At 70.0% G+C, this 20,911-nt stretch carries 8 protein-coding genes and 3 rRNA genes; 8 read left to right on the top strand and 3 right to left on the bottom strand.

The window, feature by feature from the left end; translation table 11 throughout:
- Positions 1 to 126 precede the first annotated feature (126 nt).
- The 3 genes from ACQP0T_RS07755 to ACQP0T_RS07765 all read right to left on the bottom strand — a co-directional run bounded on the left by ACQP0T_RS07755 (position 127) and on the right by ACQP0T_RS07765 (position 5,614).
- Positions 127 to 909: an SWIM zinc finger family protein gene (locus tag ACQP0T_RS07755; protein WP_433871953.1), complete on the bottom strand. Its 783-nt coding sequence runs from the start codon at positions 907 to 909 to the stop codon at positions 127 to 129.
- A complete protein-coding gene (locus tag ACQP0T_RS07760) occupies positions 902 to 3,772 on the bottom strand; it encodes a DEAD/DEAH box helicase (RefSeq protein WP_433871954.1) in 2,871 nt (956 codons plus the stop codon). The genes ACQP0T_RS07755 and ACQP0T_RS07760 overlap by 8 nt, the downstream gene beginning before the upstream one ends.
- Positions 3,773 to 3,877: 105 nt before the next feature.
- Positions 3,878 to 5,614: an NAD+ synthase gene (locus tag ACQP0T_RS07765; RefSeq protein WP_433871955.1), complete on the bottom strand. Its 1,737-nt coding sequence runs from the start codon at positions 5,612 to 5,614 to the stop codon at positions 3,878 to 3,880.
- A gap of 97 nt (positions 5,615 to 5,711) precedes the next feature.
- On the opposite strand from ACQP0T_RS07765, the gene ACQP0T_RS07770 reads away from it, so the two are divergent.
- From ACQP0T_RS07770 to ACQP0T_RS07805, 8 genes are all read left to right on the top strand, one after another.
- Positions 5,712 to 7,307, top strand: a complete 1,596-nt coding sequence (locus tag ACQP0T_RS07770) for an alpha/beta hydrolase (protein ID WP_433871956.1) — start codon at positions 5,712 to 5,714, stop codon at positions 7,305 to 7,307.
- 79 nt (positions 7,308 to 7,386) lie between these two features.
- Positions 7,387 to 8,997, top strand: a complete 1,611-nt coding sequence (locus ACQP0T_RS07775; RefSeq protein WP_433871957.1) for an SLC13 family permease — start codon at positions 7,387 to 7,389, stop codon at positions 8,995 to 8,997.
- A gap of 65 nt (positions 8,998 to 9,062) precedes the next feature.
- Positions 9,063 to 10,406: a type I glutamate--ammonia ligase gene (glnA, locus tag ACQP0T_RS07780; RefSeq protein ID WP_433871958.1), complete on the top strand. Its 1,344-nt coding sequence runs from the start codon at positions 9,063 to 9,065 to the stop codon at positions 10,404 to 10,406.
- Between the two features lie 105 nt (positions 10,407 to 10,511).
- Positions 10,512 to 14,096: an FkbM family methyltransferase gene (locus ACQP0T_RS07785; protein ID WP_433871959.1), complete on the top strand. Its 3,585-nt coding sequence runs from the start codon at positions 10,512 to 10,514 to the stop codon at positions 14,094 to 14,096.
- Positions 14,097 to 14,661: 565 nt separating this feature from the next.
- A 16S ribosomal RNA gene (locus ACQP0T_RS07790) occupies positions 14,662 to 16,184 on the top strand.
- Positions 16,185 to 16,442: 258 nt separating this feature from the next.
- Positions 16,443 to 19,530, top strand: a 23S ribosomal RNA gene (locus ACQP0T_RS07795).
- Positions 19,531 to 19,685: 155 nt separating this feature from the next.
- Positions 19,686 to 19,802, top strand: a 5S ribosomal RNA gene (rrf, locus tag ACQP0T_RS07800).
- Together the 16S, 23S and 5S rRNA genes form the textbook arrangement of a ribosomal RNA operon.
- Before the next feature lie 314 nt (positions 19,803 to 20,116).
- A complete protein-coding gene (locus ACQP0T_RS07805) occupies positions 20,117 to 20,869 on the top strand; it encodes a type 1 glutamine amidotransferase (RefSeq protein WP_433871960.1) in 753 nt (250 codons plus the stop codon).
- Positions 20,870 to 20,911: the final 42 nt, after the last annotated feature.

The following is a 20,911-nucleotide window of genomic DNA, read 5'->3' on the forward strand; positions in this document are numbered from 1 at the left end:
AAAGCCAGGGTGTGATCTCGGCCGCGCCGGACAACTTCCCGGGCCCCCCGGCGTCTACGGAGGTAGGAGCGGGAGGGAGGCGTCTGGGGGTGCCTCCCTCCCTGCCGGCCGCGCCGCACGCCCGCGTCAGCGTCCGGTCATCGCCCGGTAGGCGGGGCGCAGCAGCTCGGTGAGGTCGTGCGCACCGCTGCGCAGCGGACCGAGCTCGTCGAGGGCCCAGTCGCCGGTGTCCTCGGCGGGCGGTGGCGCGGGCGCGCCGGGCGCGGTCCAGAACGAGTCGAGCCGGTCCGCGAGCGCGGGGACCGGTGGTGCCGCCGGTTCCTCCGCGACGCCGCGCAGCGCGCGCAACCGGGCCAGCAGCTCCGCCCGCTCCCGGCCGCGCCAGGCGAAGATCCGGAACGGGTCCTCGTCGAAGGATTCGGCCAGCAGGTAGCAGGTCGCGGCCAGGTGCTTGCACGGGAACGCCCAGTCCGGGCAGGTGCAGTCCATGCCGAGCTGGTGCAGGTCGGTGGGGAACAGCCGCAGTCCCTCCGCCGCGAAGACGTCCTCGACGTCGGTCGGCATCCGCCCGGCGAGCAGCTTCGCCGCGTACCCCGCCTGCTCGGCCAGCACCTGCTCGACCCGCCGCCACTCCGCCTCGCTGAACGCCCTGATCCCGATCCGCACCCGGTACGGCTCCGGGACCGAGCCCTGCACCAGCGCGATCACCACGCCCCGCGTCAGGGTCATGCTGAGCACCTGGCCGCCGCGCGCGTAGGTCCGGCCGCGTTGCAGCCTGCCGCCGATGCCGAGTTCCTCCAGCGCCGCGATGAACCGCTGCGACCACCAGGTCCGCCCGATCCGGCCGCGCCTGCTGCGGGCCCGCAGCCCACCGGGCACCCGGATCGGTCGGCCCCAGCCCTCAGCCACCGATCGCCTCGCCGGACAGCGCGACCAGCTCCCGGAGCCGCTCGGTGGACAGCTCCGCCAGCCAGTTCTCGCCGGCGCCGACCACCAGCCGGGCCAGCGCGCGCTTGTCCTCGATCATCCGGTCGATCCGCTCCTCCAGGGTGCCGATGCAGGTCAGCTTGCGGACCTGCACGTCCCGCCGCTGGCCGATCCGGAACGCCCGGTCGGTGGCCTGGTCCTCCACCGCGGGGTTCCACCACCGGTCCAGGTGCACGACGTGGTTGGCGGCGGTCAGCGTCAGGCCCGTGCCGCCCGCGCCCAGCGACAGCAGGAACAGGGCCGGTCCGCCCGCGGACTGGAACCGCTCGACCATCGCGTCGCGCTGCCGCCGCGGCGTGCCGCCGTGCAGGAACAGCACCTCGGTGTCGAACCGCGCGGACAGGTGCGGCACGAGCATCCCGCCGTAGCCGGCGAACTGGGTGAAGCACAGCGCCTTGTCGCCATCGGCCAGCACCGCTTCGAGGATCTCCTCCAACCGGGCCAGCTTCCCGGACCGGCCGGGCAGCGGTGAGCCGTCGCCGAGGAACTGCGCCGGGTGGTTGCAGACCTGCTTCAGCTTGGACATCGTGGCCAGCACCAGGCCGCGCCGGGCCATGCCCTCGGTGTCGTCGATGCGGGCGAGCATGTCGTCCACCACCGCCTGGTACAGCGAGGCCTGCTCGGCGGTGAGGTTGCAGAGCTGCTGGAGCTCCACCTTGTCCGGCAGGTCGTCGACGATCACCGGGTCGGTCTTGGTGCGGCGCAGCACGAACGGGCGGGTGGTCCGCCGCAACCGCTCGGCGGCGCCGGTGTCCCCGTCGCGTTCGATCGGCACCGCGAACCGCGCGCGGAAGGTGGCCAGCGGCCCGAGCAGGCCGGGGTTGGTGAAGTCCACGATGGACCACAGCTCGGCCAGCCGGTTCTCCACCGGGGTGCCGGTGAGCGCGATCCGGTGCCGCGCGGGCAGGGCGCGCACCGCGCGGGCCTGCCGGGAGGAGCTGTTCTTGATGTGCTGCGCCTCGTCGAGCACCACCCGGTCCCAGTCGATCCCGCGCAGCACCTCGGCGTCCCGCAGGGCCAGCGGGTAGGTGGTGAGCACCAGGTCGTGCCGCGCGGCCACGTCGGCGAGCGCCTCGCCGCCGGTCCGGTCCGCGCCGTGGTGGACGTGCACCGCCAGGCCCGGGGTGAAGCGCTCGGCCTCCCGCTGCCAGGTGCCGAGCACCGACATCGGGCACACCAGCAGCGTGGGGCCGCGGCCCGCGGTGAGCTCTTCCAGCGCCAGCAGTTGCACCGTCTTGCCCAAGCCCATGTCGTCGGCGAGGCAGGCGCCGAGCCCGAGGCGGTCCAGGAACGCCAGCCAGGCCAGACCGCGGCGCTGGTAGGGGCGGAGCCGGCCGGTGAACCCCGGCGGCGGGTCGACCGGCTCCAGCCGCTGCTCGGCCTCCCCGGACAGCAGGTCGCCGAGCCAGCCGCGGGCGTCCACCCGGGACACCGGCACCGGCGCCCCGTCCTCCGGCAGCCGCGCGTGCGCCAGCACCTCGCCCGCGCTCATCCGGCCGGTCCGGGACCGCTCCAGGAACGCCAGCCCGGCGGCGAGCCGGTCCCGGTCCAGCCGCACCCACCGGCCGCGCAACCGCACCAGCGGCACCTTCGCCCCGGCGAGTTCGGCGAGCTCGGCGGAGGTCAGCTCGGCGTCGCCGAGGGCCAGGTCCCAGCGGTAGTCGACGATCGCGCCCAGTCCGAGCGCCGATTCCTTCGCGACCGTCCCGGCCGTGCCGGTGCTCGTCGCGGTGAGCTTCAACCCCAGCTCCGGGCCGTGCCCCCACCACGACGGCAGCAGCACGCCGAACCCGGCCCGGTCCAGGTCGGGCGCCAGGGTGAGGAACTCGTGGGCGCCTTCGACGTCGAGCAGCGCGCCGGTCGGGTGCGCCGCGCGCAGCGCCTCGTCCACGGCGGGGAACCACTCGCCGGCCGCGCCGAGCCCGGCCAGCAGCTCCTCCTCGGGGGAGTCGGTCCAGTGCCGCAGCACCCCGGGGCCCTCGTGCCAGAGCTGCGCGGCCGGGACCAGCACGCTGGGATCGCCGACCGCCTGGAGCAGGAACTCGACCCGCCAGTCCTGCTCGCCGTCGTCGGGCGGGTGCAGCCGGAAGCAGGTCCGCACCGGGCCGTCCTGGACCGCCTCGGCCCGCCACGCGGCCAGCGAGTCCGCCAGCCCGGCCACTTCGGCGGGATCGGCGTCGAACTCCGGTGCGCCGGTCAGCGCCCGCAGCCACGCCCCGACGCCGCCGGAGCCGCCGAGCTCCACCCCGGCCGCGCGCTGCCGGGCGAGGTCGTCCACGAGCGCCTCCAGCGCCTCCCGCAGCACCTCGGCCGGGGCGCGTTCGTCGGCGCTGCGCAGCACCGGCGGCATCGCCTCGCGCAGCGCCGCGACGCGGGCGGACTCGGACCCGGACGGCGCGGGCCGCCAACGGGCCTGCGGGCGCGGGCCTTCGACCACCACCGCGGGGACCACGCCACCGCGCGAGACGAGCCGCTCGGCGAGCTCGGCGACCGAGCGCAGGAAGTGCCCCGACGCGCCCAACCGGACGTCCGGTGCCCCGCCGGCCAGCGCGTCGAGCAGCGCCGCCGGTGCGCAGCGCAGCACCGGGACGCGCCACTCGCGCAGCCGCACCGCCCCGCGCGGCGCGGCTCCCGAGGTCAGCGGGTCGCGCACCAGCTCGGGGGAGGGCACCGGCGCCGACGGGTGCGACGGCAACCGCAGGACCTGGTCCGCGGGCTCGGCCTCGACACCGGCGGGCAGCGCCGCGAGCAACCGCTCGGCGGCCACGGCGAACGGGTGCGCCACCACGGACCGGGGGCCCGCCCCGGGATCCGCGCGGGCAGCTCCGAGTCCTCCGCCCACAGCAGCAGCCGGCCGGACGCGACGGCTCCGTGCAGCACTCGCACGGGATCAGGGCTTGACTTCGCGCCAGCGGTTGGTGATCGGCAGCCTGCGGTCCCGGCCGAAGGCCTTGAAGGTGATCTTGGTCCCCGGCGGGTACTGCCTGCGCTTGTACTCGGCCCGGTCCACCAGTTGCAGCACCCGCTCGACCAGCTCGGCGTCGTAGCCCCGGGCGAGCAGGTCCGCGTAGCCCAGATCGCCCTCGACGTAGCCGTCCAGCACCACGTCGAGGAGCTCGTACGGCGGCAGCGTGTCCTGGTCCACCTGGTCCGGCCGCAGCTCCGCGGACGGCGCCTTGCTGATCGAGTTCTCCGGGATCGGCGGCACCTCGCCGCGCTTCTCCGCCTCGGCGTTGCGCCACCGCGCGAGCTCCCACACCAGCGTCTTGGGCACGTCCTTGATCGGCGCGAACCCGCCGACCGCGTCGCCGTAGATCGTCGAGTAGCCCACCGCCAGCTCGGTCTTGTTCCCGGTGGCCAGCACCAGGTGGCCGTGCAGGTTGGACAGCGCCATCAGGGTCACGCCCCGGGCCCGGGCCTGCACGTTCTCCGCGGCCAGCCCGGTCAGCTCGAGCTGCCGGTCGAACACCTCGACCATCTCGGCGATCGGCTGCACCTGGAAGTGGCAGCCCAGCCGCTCGGCCAGCTCGGAGGCGTCGGACCGGGAGTGCTCCGAGGAATGCGTCGAGGGCAGCGAGACGCCGTGCAGCGCATCCGGGCCCAGGGCGTCGGCGGCCAGCGCCGCGCACACCGCCGAGTCGATGCCGCCGGAGAAGCCGAAGGTGATGGTCCGGAACCCGTTCTTGTGCGCGTAGTCCCGCAGCCCGGTGACCAGCGCGCCCCAGACCTCCGCCGGCTCGGACAGCGGCTCGGGCAGCGGCGGTTCCGGGAGCGGCTCGTAGCCGGGCAGCGGGTCGGGGGCCAGCACGATCCGCTGCACCTCGAACGCGGGCCGCCCCGGGTCGACCTCCACGGTGGTCGAGGTGTAGCCGCCCGCGGGCACGTCCAGGTCGGTGAACAGCAGGTGCTCGGCGAACTGCGGCGCCCGCGCCACGATCCGGCCCTCGGCGTCGGAGACCATCGAGTCGCCGTCGAAGACCAGTTCGTCCTGCGCGCCGACCAGGTTGACGTAGAGCATCGGCGCCCCGGCCTCGACCGCCCGCCCGGAGACCAGCGGCGTGCGCTGGTCGTCCTTGGCCCGCTCGTAGGGCGAGCCGTTGGGGCACACCAGGACGTCCACGCCGACTTCGCCGAGCGCCGCGACGGGCCCGCCGTTCTGCCAGATGTCCTCGCAGATCACCACGCCGATGTCCAGTCCGTGCCAGCGCACGATCGGCAGCCGCGAGCCCGGCGCGAAGTAGCGCGCCTCGTCGAACACGCCGTAGTTCGGCAGGTAGTGCTTGTGGTAGGTGGCGACGACTTCGCCGCCGTGCAGGAAGGACGCGGCGTTGCGCGGCCCGGAGTCGTCGCGCTCCAGGTGGCCCACGACCACCAGGGCGTCCCCGCACCCCGCCGCGCGCAGCTTCCCGGCCAGCTCCTCCAGCTCGGCGCGGTTGGCGGCGGCGAACGACTTGCGCAGCGCCAGGTCCTCCACCGGGTAGCCGGACAGCGCCAGCTCCGGGAAGACGACCAGGTGAGCGCCTTCGGCGACGGCCTTGCGGGTCCAGTCCAGGATCATGGCGCTGTTGCCGGCGACGTCGCCGACCGACGCGTTGACCTGTGCGAGTGCGGTGCGCAACTGCGGCATGGCTCCATCTTCGCGCATCCGGCGCCGACCGCCTCGCCCGCCCGCTGCGAGGCACCTCGCGCGCGGCGCCACCGGCACGGCATGTCACGATCAGCGGGTGCCACGCCTACTGACCGTGATCGGGACGCTGCTGCTGCTGGCCACCACCGCGTGCGCCCCGCCCGACGGGGGTGGCGACGAGCCGCTGCGCCCGCACACCGAACAGCGCGGCCCGGCCGGTCCGGTGCCGCCCGCCCTGGAGCGGTTCTACGGCCAGCGCCTGTCCTGGGGACCGTGCGCGCCGTACGCGTCCTCCGCGAGCGACCGGATCGCCTTCCAGGAACCCGGGCTGGAGTGCGCGCGGATGGAAGCGCCGGTGGACTACGCCGACCCGGACGGCGCGACGCTGACCCTCGGCGTGCTGCGCCGCCCCGCCGCCGACCAGCAGGACCGGATCGGCTCGCTGGTGGTGAACCCGGGCGGCCCCGGCGCCTCCGGGATGAGCTCCGCGGCGACCATGTCCGCCGCGGTGGCCGGCGGTGAGCTGGGCGAGCGGTTCGACTTCGTCGGCTTCGACCCGCGCGGCGTCGGTGCCAGCGAACCCGCCGTGCAGTGCCTGACCGGACCGGAGCGCGACGCCGAACGGCTGGACTCCGACGCCGACACCTCGCCGAGCGGCGTGGCCGAGACCGAGCAGGAGGAACGCGCCTACGCCGCCAAGTGCGCCGAGCGCTCCGGCACCGAGCTGCTGGCCAACATCGGCACCCGCGACGTGGCCCGCGACCTCGACGTGCTGCGCTCGGTGCTCGGCGACCCGAAGCTGACCTACCTCGGCTTCTCCTACGGCACCCGGATCGGGTCGGAGTACGCCGAGGAGTTCCCCGGCAACGTGCGGGCCCTGCTGCTGGACGGGGCGATCGACCCGACCCAGTCCGCCGTGGACAGCCTGGTCGCGCAGGGCGCCGGCTTCCAGCGGGCCTTCGACGACTTCGCGGTGTGGTGCACGCGCCGCCCGGACTGCGCGCTCGGCGACGACCCCGGCGCCGCGGTCCGCCGCTTCCAGCAGCTCACCCGACCGCTGGTGGACCAGCCGGTGCCCGCGGGCCGCGGTCGCCAGCTCTCCTACGGCGACGCCACCACCGCCGCGGTGCAGGCGCTGTACGCCCCGAGCCTGTGGGAGTACCTCGACCTCGGGCTGCGCGGCCTGCGCGACGGCGACGGCGACGGCGAGATGCTGCTCGCGCTGGCCGACCAGTACTACCAGCGCGGCGCGGGCGGAAATTACGCCAACACGATGGACGCGTTCGACGCGGTGCACTGCGTGGACGACGCCCGGGTGCTGGACCCCGCGGTGCTCCGGGAGGCGGATCGCCGCTACCGGGAGGCGGCGCCGTTCCTCGACGACGGCAATCCGCCGAGCGGAGCCCGCGACACCTGCGCGTTCTGGCCGGTCCCGGTCACCGGCGAGCAGGAGCCGCCGGAGGTCGGCAAGCTGCCGCCGGTGCTCGTCGTGTCCACCACGGGCGACCCGGCCACGCCGTACCGAGCCGGGGTGGCGCTGGCCGAAGCCCTGCGCGGCGGGCTGCTCACCTTCGAGGGCACCCAGCACACCGCCTTCCTGCAGGGCAACGCCTGCGTGGACCAGGCGGGCACCGACTACCTCGTCGACCTGGAGCTGCCCGCCCCCGGCGCCCGCTGCTCCGCGGGGAGGTAGGTCACCCATCCGGCGGAGCAGTCCAGATTGGGCGGTTCGCCGGTGGTGAGGCCGATCACGACGACCCTATGGTTCCCGCATGGACGAATCGGACCGCCGGGACTCCGGCTCGCGGAGCGTGACCGACGTGCTGCTCTCGGGCAGCACCTACCGCGGGCTGGGCGAGCAGGTGCTGTCCCCGGCCGAGGAGCGGTTCGAGAAGGGCAGGCGCACCGTCGGGCTGGTTCTCGCCCCGCTGATCAGCATCGTCTTCCTGCTGCTCCCGATCCAGCTCGAACCGGCGCAGCACAAGCTCGCCGCCGTGCTGCTCGGCGTCATCGTGCTGTGGGTCTGCGAACCGGTGCCGATCCCGGTCGGCGGGCTGCTCGGCGTGGCGGCGATCGTGATGCTCGGGGTGCTGCCGCCGGACGAGGTGCTCGCCCCGTTCGGCTCGTCCACCGTGTTCACCTTCATCGGGGCGTTCATCCTGGCCCAGGCGATGCTGCGGCACGGGTTGGCCCGCCGGTTCGCCTTCACGATCCTGTCGCTGCCCGGCGTCGGGCGCAGCTCCGGCCGGGTGATCGCGGCGTTCGGCGTGGTCACCGCGCTGCTGTCGGCCGTCGTCTCGAACACCGCCACCGTCGCGATGCTGCTGCCCACCGCGGTCGGCATCCTCGCGGTGATCGCGGACCTGGTGCGCGCCAAGCTCCCCGCCGACGCGCCCTTCGACCCGCTGCGGCTGCGGGTCGGGGTGGCGCTGATGCTGGTGCTCGCCTACGGCGCCAGCGTCGGCGGGCTGCTCACCCCGATCGGCTCGCCGCCGAACCTGATCGGGCGCGGCCTGATCGAGGAGGCCACCGGCGAGCGCATCACCTTCCTGCAGTGGATGGCGATGGCCGCTCCGGTGTGCGCGCTGATGTTCGTCATCCTCGTGGTGGTCCTGCTGCTGCTCAACCGGCCCGAGATCGGCAAGCTCACCGGGGTCGAGGAGTACGTCGCCGCGGAGCGGGCCAAGCTCGGCCGGATCTCCCGCGCGGAGAAGAACACCCTGGTCGCCTTCGGCGTCACCGTCGCGCTGTGGGTCACCCCCGGGTTCGTCGCGCTGTTCGCGGGCAACGACTCCCCGGTCTACGACGTGATCAGCGAGCGGCTCGACGAGGGCATCGTCGCGGTGTTCGGCGCCGCGCTGCTGTTCCTGCTGCCGACCGACTGGAAGAAGCGGCAGTTCACCCTCACCTGGACCGAGGCCAGCCGGATCGACTGGGGCACCGTGGTGCTGTTCGGCACCGGCATCATCTTCGGCTCGCTGCTGGCCGACACCGAACTCGCCCAGACCATCGGCACCGCCGCAGCGAGCGGGCTCGGCCTGTCCAGCACGGTCGCCATCACGGTCTTCGCGATCGTGCTGGCCGTGGTGGTCTCCGAGACCACCTCGAACACGGCCTCGGCCGCGGTGGTGGTGCCCATCGTGATCCCGATCGCGGTCGCCGCCGGGATCAACCCGTTCGTGCCCGCCATCGCCGCCACCTTCGCCGCGTCGTTCGGGTTCATGCTCCCGGTGTCCACCCCGCAGAACGCCATCGTCTACGGCTCCGGCGCGGTGCCGATCACCAAGATGATCCGCTCCGGGGCGGTGTTCGACGTGGCGGGCGCGATCCTCATCGCCCTGCTGCTGCCGCTGATGGTCGCCGCGCTGGGCTTCGGCGGGTGAGCGCGCGCGGCGGGGCTTCACGGACCAGTTACGCATCGGGGCCGTCGAGCTTTTAGGCTGCCAGCATGAACCGCCAGCAGGAGTTCGTGCTCCGCACCCTGGAGGAACGTGACATCCGCTTCGTGCGGCTGTGGTTCACCGACGTCCTCGGCATCCTGAAGTCGGTGGCGATCTCGCCCGCCGAGCTCGAAGGCGCCTTCGCCGAGGGCATCGGGTTCGACGGCTCGTCGATCGAGGGCTTCGCCAGGGTCTACGAATCGGACATGGTCGCCAAGCCCGATCCGACGACCTTCCAGGTGCTGCCGTGGGAGACCCCGGACGGCGAGCACTACTCGGCGCGGATGTTCTGCGACATCCACATGCCCGACGGTTCCCCCTGCTGGGCCGACCCCCGGCACGTGCTGCGCCGGACCCTGGCCCGGGCCACCGAGTCCGGGTTCACCTGCTACGTCCACCCGGAGATCGAGTTCTTCCTGCTCAAGAACCTGCCCGACGACGGCAGCGAACCGGTCCCGGCCGACTCCGGCGGGTACTTCGACCAGGCCAGCCACAACGCCGCGCCGCACTTCCGGCGCAACGCCATCGAGACCCTGGAGGCGATGGGCATCTCGGTGGAGTTCAGCCACCACGAAGGCGCCCCCGGCCAGCAGGAGATCGACCTGCGCTACGCCGACGCGCTGACCATGGCCGACAACGTGATGACCTTCCGGTACGTGGTCAAGGAGGTCGCGATCACCCAGGGCGTGAACGCCTCCTTCATGCCCAAGCCGTTCAGCACCCAGGCCGGGTCGGGGATGCACACCCACTTCAGCCTGTTCGAGGGCGACCAGAACGCCTTCTACCACCCGGAGGACCCCTACGAGCTGTCCGACACCGGGCGGGCGTTCGTCGCGGGGATCCTGCACCACGCGCGGGAGATCACCGCGGTGACCAACCAGTGGGTCAACTCCTACAAGCGGCTCATCGTCGGCGGGGAGGCCCCGACCGCCGTCTGCTGGGGGCACGCCAACCGCTCCGCGCTGGTCCGGGTCCCGATGTACTCACCGGGCAAGGCGTCCTCGCGCCGGGTGGAGGTCCGCAACCTCGACTCGGCCTGCAACCCCTACCTCGCCTACGCGGTGATCCTGGCGGCCGGGCTGCGCGGCGTCGAGAAGGGCTACGAGCTGCCGCCCGCCACCGAGGACGACGTCTGGTCGCTGACCGAGCGGGAGCGCAAGGTCGCCGGGTTCGACACCCTGCCGCAGAACCTCAACGAGGCGCTGGCCGAGATGGACAACTCGGAGCTGGTCGCCGAGACCCTCGGCGAGCACGTGTTCGACTTCTTCCTGCGCAACAAGCGCGAGGAGTGGAACTCCTACCGCAGCCACGTCACCCCGTACGAGCTGCGGACCCTGATGCCGATGCTGTGAGCGCGCGCGGCGTCGGACACCCCCGCGACCAGGGACGATTCCGGCGTCGATCACTCCGGCGGGTGAGGCGTTCGGCCGCGCCGCGGCGGGCGGTAGGTTGCGCCCGTGACCGATTCGCAGGCGCATCACGACCCCACCGCCCCCGGCGATCCGACCGAGCCGCAGTGGCCCGCCGAAGCCCCGGACGCGCCGGGTTGGCTCACCGGATGCACCGTCGCGACCCGCGACCAGCTCCCCGCCGCGCGGGTGCTGCGGGACTCCTTCCTCCAGCAGCACCCGACCGCCGAGTTCGGGCTGCTGCTGGTCGACGAGACCGCGCACGAACCGGACTGCCTGTCCCCCGGCGCGGTCGGCGTGCCCGCCGAGGAGTTCGCCCGGCTGGCGATGGCCTGCACCAGCGAGCAGCTCCGCGACGTGCTGCGCCCCCGGCTGCTGCGGCACCTGCTCGCCGGGGCGGGCACCGTGGTCCAGTTCGAGCCGTGGGTGCAGGTCTTCGCCCCGCTCGACGAACCGCTGCGCGGCTCCGGGCAGCCGGTCACCCTGGTGCCCCGGGTGCTCGCCCCGCTGCCCGTCGACGGCCTGCGCCCGGACGCCACCGACCTCGCCGAGGAGGGCACCTTCGACCCGGCGGTGTTCGCCGTCCACACCGGGGCCGAGGAGCTGCTGAACACCACGATCGACCGGCTCAGCGCCGACCCGACCGGCGCCGCCGGCCTGCTCGACGTGGCCATCTCGCTGGTCGACCACCACGTCGTCCGCGACCCGGGCGTCGGGCTCTCGGCGTGGAACGCCACCGAGCGCGCCCTGGTCGTCTCCCGCGACGGCGCGCACACCGCGAACGGCCTCCCGCTGCGCACCGTCCACTTCGAGGGGTTCCAGCCGCAGCGCCCGTGGCTGCTGTCCACCGGCTACGCCGACCGGCCCCGCGTGCTGCTGTCCGAGCAACCCGGACTCGCCGGCCTCTGCGCCGGGTACCGCAACGCGTTGGTCGCCGCCGGGTACACCCGCGAGCAGCCGCACCCCTACGACTTCCTGCCGGACGGCACGGCGTTGCCCGAGGAGCTGCGCCGCGAGTACGCCGCCGCGTGGTCGGCCGGCCAGGCGCCGCCCAGCCCCTTCGAGTCCGCCGACGAATTCCTGGAGTGGGCCTGCGCCCCCGGTGACGACCGGCAGCGCGCCGCGGGCGGCTCGCGCTGGACCGCGGCGGTGTGGGCGGAGGACCCGGTGCTGCGCCGCGACCACCCCGAACCCTTCGGCGAGCACGCGGTCGCGTTCCACGAGTGGTGCGTCGGCGTCGGCATCGCCAGCGGCCGGGTCCCCGCGGCGGCGGTCCACCGGCAGAGCGACCACCGCGCCGCCCTCGTCGACCAGCTCGGCGTCGCGGTGCTCGGCGGCGGCCGGCTCGCCGAGGCGGTCCGCGCCGCCGTCCGCGCGTCGGGCCTGCCCACCGCCGACACCGCCTACTACCCGGTCGTGCTGCGCTGCGAACCCGGCATCCCGGTGCCCACCGGCCGCCACCTGATCGACGTGCGCCCGAGCGTCGCGGAGCGGCCCTCCGCCGCCGTGGCCGAGACCTGGGTGCTCTCGGAGAGCAGCCGCGCGGCGGCCCGGCGCACCGGGGCGGTGGCCCGGGTGCTGCCGGTGGCCGCCGTCGACCACGAGCCCGTCGACCTGCCCACCCGCAAGGCGGCCCGGGCGCGCTTCGGCATCTCCGAGGAGTACGTGGTCGCCGCCGCCGTCGACCACGCCGTCGAGCGCACCGACAACGCGGTCGGCCTGGTCAGCGCCTTCCTGGCCGCCTTCCCGGACCGCGACGACGTCCGGTTGCTGATCGCCGTCTCGGGCGCGGACGACCACCCGGAGGCCGCCGAGCGCCTCCGCCTGGCCACCGCCGCCGACCAGCGGGTGCTGCTCGTCGAGGAGGACCTCGACGTCGACGTGCTCGCCGGGGCCGCCGACTGCGTGCTGTCGCTGCACCGCGACGGCGGCGACCACCACGTGCTGCGCCTGCTCGACGTGGCGACCTCCGGCGTGCCGGTGATCGCGGGCGAGCACGGCGGCGTCGCCGAGCTGCTCGGTGCGCGGGGCGCGGTGCTCGTCGCCTGCCAGGGGCCCGGGGAACCGGACATCGACGCCGCCGCCGTCGCGCTGCGCGGGGCGGCCGACGATCCCGACGGCACCGCCGAGTTCGCCGCGTCGGCGCGGGAGCACCTGCTCGCCACGCACACCGTCGCCGCGGCGGGGGAGAAGCTGCGCGAACGCGTGGAGCACGCCTACCGCAACTGGCGCACCCAGTGGGCGCAGGACCGGCACGGCCACCTCGACGACCCGCTGCGCCCGCTGCTCGTCGCCCGGCACGCCCTGCACCGGACCCCCGACGTCGGCGTCGGGAGCCGCAACTCGATGGCGCCCGCGCTGCGCAAGGCCGTCCTGCGGGCGCTCAGCCACTACGACGAGCACATCCGCGACGTGCTGCGCGCGCTGATCGACGGCGTGGAGCAGACCGCGGCCGAACTCCTGAGCCGCCAGCACGACGTCGACGGCGGCGGCGACCTGGACGGGATGCGCGGCGAGCTCGGGCGGCTCCAGCAGCGGCAGGAGCAGCTGCACGCCCAGCTCCTCGGCACCGACGACGGCATGGTCCGGGCCCGCGCCGACCTCGCCGACCAGCACCGCAGGCTGCGCGAGCTGGAGCAGGAACCGGGCGGGGGCGACCGGATCGACGCCCTCGCGCAGCGGATCGACAGCCTGACCGGCGCCGTCGAGCGGATCGTCGACCGGGTCGACGCCCTGGAGCGCGACGGCGGGCGCGCCCTGGAGGCCGGCGTGCGCAGCGCCGCCGCCGACGCGGGCGCCGCGCTGCACCGCACCGACGTGCTGCGACGGGTGCTGCTCCGGGAGCACCAGCGCAGCAGCGGCGCGGAGGACGCGACCACCGCCCCGGTGCTCTGCGACGCGGGGCTGCTGCGGTTCCCCGCCGACGACGCCGCGATGCTGCCCTGGCTGTCCTCGCACTCCGCCTGGGATCCCGAGGTGTCCGCGCTCATCGACTCGCTGCTGGAACCCGACGGGATGTTCCTCGACGTCGGGTCCTACGTCGGGTACCAGGTGGTGCGGGTGCTCAGCAGGTTCGGGCCCCGCGGCGGCGTCGTCGCCGTGGAACCGGGCGCCCGCAGCCGCGAACTGCTGCGCCACAACGTCGAGGTCAACGTCCCGGCCGAGTGGGCGCGCGGGCTGGTGGTGGTGGACGGCGCCGCCTGGGACGCCGGGCGCGAGCTGGTGGCCGCCTCCTCGGCCGCGGGCGGGGTCGAGGTGGCCGAGAGCGGTTCCGGCGCCGCGGTGCGCGGGGTGCGGCTGGACGAGGAGCTGGAGTCTCGCGGGGTGGCCGACGGCGCGCGGTTGTCGGTGGTGCACGTGAACGTCGGTGGCCGGATCCACCGGGTGCTGCGCGGGCTCGACCGGCTGCTCGAACGGGACCGGCCGTCTGTGGTCGGCACCTTCACCCCCTCGGCGATCACCGAGATGGGCGATGACCCCGCGACCGCCCTGGACGACATCGTCGCCCGCGGTTACGAGCTCGTCCCGGTCGGTCGCACCCGGACGGTGTCCCCGGCGGACCTCCTGGAGGCGGTCAACGCCACCGGGACGACGAGCACGGTCAAGCTGTGGCTCCGGCCGACGTCCCGGTGATCCCCAGGCGAACGGGTGGCGTCAAGCGTCTGAACAGGCGATTTGACTTTCACCGAGCGTGTGCGTAACTTAGTTCTTGCCGCACGGACGGCCGGACGGATCGGAGCGAAAGCCCGGGACGGACGGTGCCGGGAGCGCCCGGGAGTGATCCCGCGAGTGCAGACCGGCCGGGGCGCGCCGATTTGACACGGCGAAGCGAACCGGGTAACGTTGAGTGGCCGCTGGGGGAACGGAAAACGTTCCTGCGGCGAGTTGACAACTCAAGCAGTCGCCTGAGCGGCTGGGAGCGATGGGGACCCCCCTGAAGCGACCGGATTTCGGGCTTGCTAGAGTGATCGACATACGGTAAATGAAGCAGGAATTGCTCCCTGCGACTGTGCGCCTTGTTGGGTGTGTGGTTGTGGTGTGGGTGTGTTCTTTGAGAACTCAACAGCGAACTGTTTTTGGCTAGTGTTCATGATGAACAGCCCCTTTTTTGGGTTTTCTTTGAGTATGGCGCTCGCCGGCCTTTGCACTGTGTGTGGGGGTGTGGTTGGAGTGTCTGCTGGGATTGTTTCAACAGTCATTGTTGGAGAGTTTGATCCTGGCTCAGGACGAACGCTGGCGGCGTGCTTAACACATGCAAGTCGAACGCTGAAGCATCTTCGGGTGTGGATGAGTGGCGAACGGGTGAGTAACACGTGGGTAATCTGCCCTGCACTCTGGGATAAGCCCTGGAAACGGGGTCTAATACCGGATAGGACATTCTGCCGCATGGTGGGGTGTGGAAAGTTCCGGCGGTGCAGGATGAGCCCGCGGCCTATCAGCTTGTTGGTGGGGTGATGGCCTACCAAGGCGACGACGGGTAGCCGGCCTGAGAGGGTGACCGGCCACACTGGGACTGAGACACGGCCCAGACTCCTACGGGAGGCAGCAGTGGGGAATCTTGCGCAATGGGCGAAAGCCTGACGCAGCAACGCCGCGTGGGGGATGACGGCCTTCGGGTTGTAAACCTCTTTCGACAGGGACGAAGCTTTCGGGTGACGGTACCTGTAGAAGAAGCACCGGCTAACTACGTGCCAGCAGCCGCGGTAATACGTAGGGTGCGAGCGTTGTCCGGATTTATTGGGCGTAAAGAGCTCGTAGGCGGTTTGTCGCGTCGGCCGTGAAAACCTGCAGCTTAACTGTGGGCGTGCGGTCGATACGGGCAGACTTGAGTTCGGCAGGGGAGACTGGAATTCCTGGTGTAGCGGTGAAATGCGCAGATATCAGGAGGAACACCGGTGGCGAAGGCGGGTCTCTGGGCCGATACTGACGCTGAGGAGCGAAAGCGTGGGGAGCGAACAGGATTAGATACCCTGGTAGTCCACGCCGTAAACGTTGGGCGCTAGGTGTGGGGACCGGTTCCACGGTTTCTGTGCCGTAGCTAACGCATTAAGCGCCCCGCCTGGGGAGTACGGCCGCAAGGCTAAAACTCAAAGGAATTGACGGGGGCCCGCACAAGCGGCGGAGCATGTGGATTAATTCGATGCAACGCGAAGAACCTTACCTGGGTTTGACATGCACCAGATTGCCCCTGAGAGGGGGTTTCCCTTGTGGTTGGTGTACAGGTGGTGCATGGCTGTCGTCAGCTCGTGTCGTGAGATGTTGGGTTAAGTCCCGCAACGAGCGCAACCCTTGTCCTGTGTTGCCAGCACGTAATGGTGGGGACTCGCGGGAGACTGCCGGGGTCAACTCGGAGGAAGGTGGGGATGACGTCAAGTCATCATGCCCCTTATGCCCAGGGCTTCACACATGCTACAATGGCTGGTACAGAGGGTGGCGATACCGTGAGGTGGAGCGAATCCCTTAAAGCCGGTCTCAGTTCGGATCGGGGTCTGCAACTCGACCCCGTGAAGTCGGAGTCGCTAGTAATCGCAGATCAGCAGTGCTGCGGTGAATACGTTCCCGGGCCTTGTACACACCGCCCGTCACGTCATGAAAGTCGGTAACACCCGAAGCCCATGGCCTAACCCTGTTGGGGTGGAGTGGTCGAAGGTGGGACTGGCGATTGGGACGAAGTCGTAACAAGGTAGCCGTACCGGAAGGTGCGGCTGGATCACCTCCTTTCTAAGGAGCACGAAAACACCCGCCGAAGCCCTGTGCAGTGGTCGCCCTTTGTTGGTGGTGCTGTGGTGGGGGTGGTGGAGTGGCCTGTGGTGGAGGGACCGTGTGTGTTCCTGCCGTGGGGTGCTTGAGGGATTGTGGAACAGCACTGGTGTGATCAAGAATGGTTCGCTGTTGGGTGTCTGAGAGGGCACGCTCTGTGTGGGTGTGTTGTCTTGGGTTGTTGTTTGAGAACTGTATAGTGGGTGCGAGCATCTTTGTGGCCAAGTAATGTAGGGCACATGGTGGATGCCTTGGTACCAGGGGCCGATGAAGGACGTGGGAGGCCGCGAGAGTCCTCGGGGAGTTGTCAACCGAGCTGTGATCCGAGGGTGTCCGAATGGGGTAACCCAGCCCGGGTGATGCCGGGTTACCAGCATCTGAATGTATAGGGTGTTGGGGGGAACGCGGGGAAGTGAAACATCTTAGTACCCGCAGGAAGAGAAAACACTGGTGATTCCGTGAGTAGTGGCGAGCGAAAGCGGAGGAGGCTAAACCGTGCGCGTGGGAGACCGGACAGGGGTTGCGTGTGCGGGGTTGTGGGGCACTGTTGGAGGGGTCTGTCTGCCCTTCAGCACCGTCGGTGTGTGTTAGTTGAACAGGTTGGGATGCCTGGCCGGAGTGGGTGAGAGTCCCGTAGGCGAAAATGCATGCTGGGTGTGTGGTGGTGTTCCCGAGTAGCAGCGTTTCCGTGGAGGGTGCTGTGAATCTGGCGGGACCACTCGCTAAGCCTAAATACTTCCTGGTGACCGATAGTGGATAGTACCGTGAGGGAATGGTGAAAAGTACCCCGGGAGGGGAGTGAAAGAGTTCCTGAAACCGTGTGCCTGCAATCCGTCAGAGCCTGTCCTTGTGGTGGGTGATGGCGTGCCTTTTGAAGAATGAGCCTGCGAGTTGCTGCTGCGTGGCGAGGTTAACCCGTTGGGGGGTAGCCGGAGCGAAAGCGAGTCTGAAGAGGGCGTGGAGTCGCGTGGTGCAGACCCGAAGCGGAGTGATCTACCCATGGCCAGGGTGAAGCGCGGGTAAGACCGTGTGGAGGCCCGAACCCACCAGGGTTGAAAACCTGGGGGATGAGTTGTGGGTAGGGGTGAAAGGCCAATCAAACTTCGTGATAGCTGGTTCTCCCCGAAATGCATTTAGGTGCAGCGTCGTGTGGTGCTCGGGTGGGGTAGAGCTACTGGTTGGCTGATGGGCCTTCGCGGGTTACTGAGGTCAGCCAAACTCCGAATACGCCCGGGTTGGAGCGCGGCAGTGAGACGGCGGGGGAGAAGCTTCGTCGTCGAGAGGGAAACAGCCCAGAGCATCGGCTAAGGCCCCTAAGTGTGCGCTTAGTGGAAAAGGATGTGGGATCGCTGAGACAACCAGGAGGTTGGCTTAGAAGCAGCCATCCTTGAAAGAGTGCGTAATAGCTCACTGGTCAAGTGGTCCTGCGCCGATAATGTAGCGGGGCTGAAGCGCACCGCCGAAGCCATGCCGGCGATGCCCTGTGGGGTGTTGTTGGGTAGGGGAGCGTCCTGTATGCGGTGAAGCGCCCGAGTGATCGTGGTGTGGAGTGTGCGGGAGTGAGAATGCAGGCATGAGTAGCGAGTGCAGAGTGAGAATCTCTGCCGCCGGATGACTAAGGGTTCCTGGGGAAGGTTCGTCCGCCCAGGGTGAGTCGGGGCCTAAGGCGAGGCCGACAGGCGTAGTCGATGGAGAACGGGTTGATATTCCCGTACCCGTGTGCACGCGTCCGTGATGGAACGGTTGAGACTAACCATCCCGACGCGGCGTGGACCTTCGGGTTTGTGTCGTGGTTGGCATGGGGCCTGATGCCGGAGTAGTCAAGCGATGGGGTGACGCAGGGGGGTAGCTCTGCCAGTGAGTGGTTGTACTGGTGTAAGCCTGTAGCCCGGTGTGTAGGGAAATCCGCACACCATGGGGGTGAGGGGTGATGCGTAGCCGTGGTGGTGAAGTGAGTGATCCCGTGCTGCCGAGAAAAGCCTCTAGCGAGTGTGTGCATGGCCCGTACCCGAAACCGACACAGGTGGTCAGGTAGAGAATACCGAGGCGGTCGGGTGAACTGTGGTTAAGGAATTCGGCAAATTGCCCCCGTAACTTTGGGAGAAGGGGGGCCATTGCTGGTGAACCCACGTGCTGGGGGAGCTGGTGGTGGTCGCAGAGGCCAGGGAGAAGCGACTGTTTACTAAAAACACAGGTCCGTGCGAAGCTGTAAGGCGAGGTATACGGACTGACGCCTGCCCGGTGCTGGAACGTTAAGAGGACCCGTGAACCCCTTTGGGGTGTAGCGGAGAATTTAAGCGCCAGTAAACGGCGGTGGTAACTATAACCATCCTAAGGTAGCGAAATTCCTTGTCGGGTAAGTTCCGACCTGCACGAATGGCGTAACGACTTCTCCGCTGTCTCGACCACAGGCCCGGTGAAATTGCAGTACGAGTAAAGATGCTCGTTTCGCGCGGCAGGACGGAAAGACCCCGGGACCTTTACTATAGCTTGGTATTGGTGTTTGGTTCGGCTTGTGTAGGATAGGTGGGAGACTGGGAAGCATTCACGCTAGTGGGTGTGGAGTCGTTGGTGAAATACCACTCTGGTCGTTCTGGGCATCTAACTTCGGGCCCTGATCGGGTTCAGGGACAGTGCCTGGTGGGTAGTTTAACTGGGGCGGTTGCCTCCTAAAGGGTAACGGAGGCGCCCAAAGGTTCCCTCAGCCTGGTTGGCAATCAGGTGTTGAGTGTAAGTGTATAAGGGAGCTTGACTGTGAGACTGACGGGTCGAGCAGGTGCGAAAGCAGGGACTAGTGATCCGGCACTGGCTGGTGGAAGCGGTGTCGCTCAACGGATAAAAGGTACCCCGGGGATAACAGGCTGATCTTGCCCAAGAGTCCATATCGACGGCATGGTTTGGCACCTCGATGTCGGCTCGTCGCATCCTGGGGCTGGAGTTGGTCCCAAGGGTTGGGCTGTTCGCCCATTAAAGCGGCACGCGAGCTGGGTTTAGAACGTCGTGAGACAGTTCGGTCCCTATCCGCCGCGCGCGTTGGAGACTTGCGGAAGGCTGTCCCTAGTACGAGAGGACCGGGATGGACGAACCTCTGGTGTGCCAGTTGTACCGCCAGGTGCATGGCTGGTTGGCTATGTTCGGGAGGGATAACCGCTGAAAGCATCTAAGCGGGAAGCCTGTTCCTAGATGAGGTCTCCTGCCCCCTTTGTGGGGTTAAGGCTCCCAGGAGATGACTGGGTTGATAGGCTCGGCATGGAAGTTCGGTAACGGATGGAGTGGACGGGTACTAATAGGCCGAGGGCTTGTTCACGAGATGTTTGCACCCACTGTATGGTTCTGGGACAACAACCCAGGACGTGTTGGCTCACTGTGTGTGGTGGGTTGTTGATAACTGGATTGTTTTGTGTGTCCGCTGGTTGGCGGCTGCTCATGGGTTTCCCCCACTGTGTGTGGGGGGTGTGGGTTGTCGGTGGCGATGGCGGGGAGGGTACGCCCGGTCCCATTCCGAACCCGGTAGCTAAGCTCCTTAGCGCTGATGGTACTGCACTCGTGAGGGTGTGGGAGAGTAAGACACCGCCGACACATTACGATGGAAGGGGCGGGGCACGAAGACGAATTGGTCTTCGTGCCCCGCCCCTTTCTTTTTTTTTGCGTGTGGGGTTCCGGGGCCTGATGGGCCCGGGGGTCCCGCTTTTTTGTCTGCGCCCCCGGACCGGGTCGTGGGTGGGGGAGTTCCGTTCATCGGTGGATGGCAGAAGGGGACCTCCGCACGGCTGGGGAACCGTCCTGTCACCGCACCGGTCTCCGCGCGGCGGTGGGGCCCTCCCGCTCAGCGACTGAGCGGAAACCGCTCGTGCCGGGTGGGATGCGTCGGCCGCGGGTCGTAGGCTCGGGGAATGGGTGGTGTGCGCGTACTCGTCGTGGAGCCTTCGAGGCTCGATCCGAGCAGTCCGCTGGGCGGCTGGCTGGCCGATGCCGGTGCCGAAGTCGAGGTGGTGCGACCTGCGGAGGAGCCGTTGCCCGCCACCCTCGACGGATATCAGGGGCTGATCGTCCTCGGCGGTCTGATGGGTGCGCACGACGATCTGGAACACCCGTGGCTCGCCGAGGTGCGGGGGCTGCTGAGCAGCGCCGTGGCGAAGCAGGTGCCGGCGCTGGCGGTGTCTCTCGGCGCGCAACTCCTCGCGGCGGCCACCGGCGGCCAGGTCCGCCCGATGCCGAAGGGTCCGGAGGCGGGCACGCTGCTGATCGCGAAGCGGGACGTCGCGGCGGAGGACGTGCTGCTCGGCCCGGCCCCGCTCACACCGGACGTGCTGCAGTTCCACGGCGACGAGGTGTCGGTCCTGCCGCCTTCGGCGCAGCTGCTCGCCTCCTCGCCGAAGTGCGAGAACCAGGCGTTCCGGGTCGGGGCGTGCGGTTACGGGGTGCAGTTCCACGTCGAGTCCTCCCCGGCGGTGGTGCGCTCGTGGCTCGAGCGCGCCCCGGAGATCGCCGCCGCGGCGCGTCCCGGGCACTGGGACGACGAGCACCTCGCGGATTTCCACGTGGACCTGGCGGAGACTTGGCGGCCGGTCGTGGAGCGGTTCGTCGGGCTGGCCGGGACGCCGGTCGACGAGCGCCGCTCCTCGCGGTTCCTGCCGCTGGCGTGAGCCCCGCGGTGACCGGCGGTCCACCTCCCGGGAAGCGGGACT

Origin of the sequence: Saccharopolyspora sp. CA-218241, assembly GCF_050954615.1 — a bacterium.
GTDB lineage: Bacteria > Actinomycetota > Actinomycetes > Mycobacteriales > Pseudonocardiaceae > Saccharopolyspora > Saccharopolyspora cebuensis.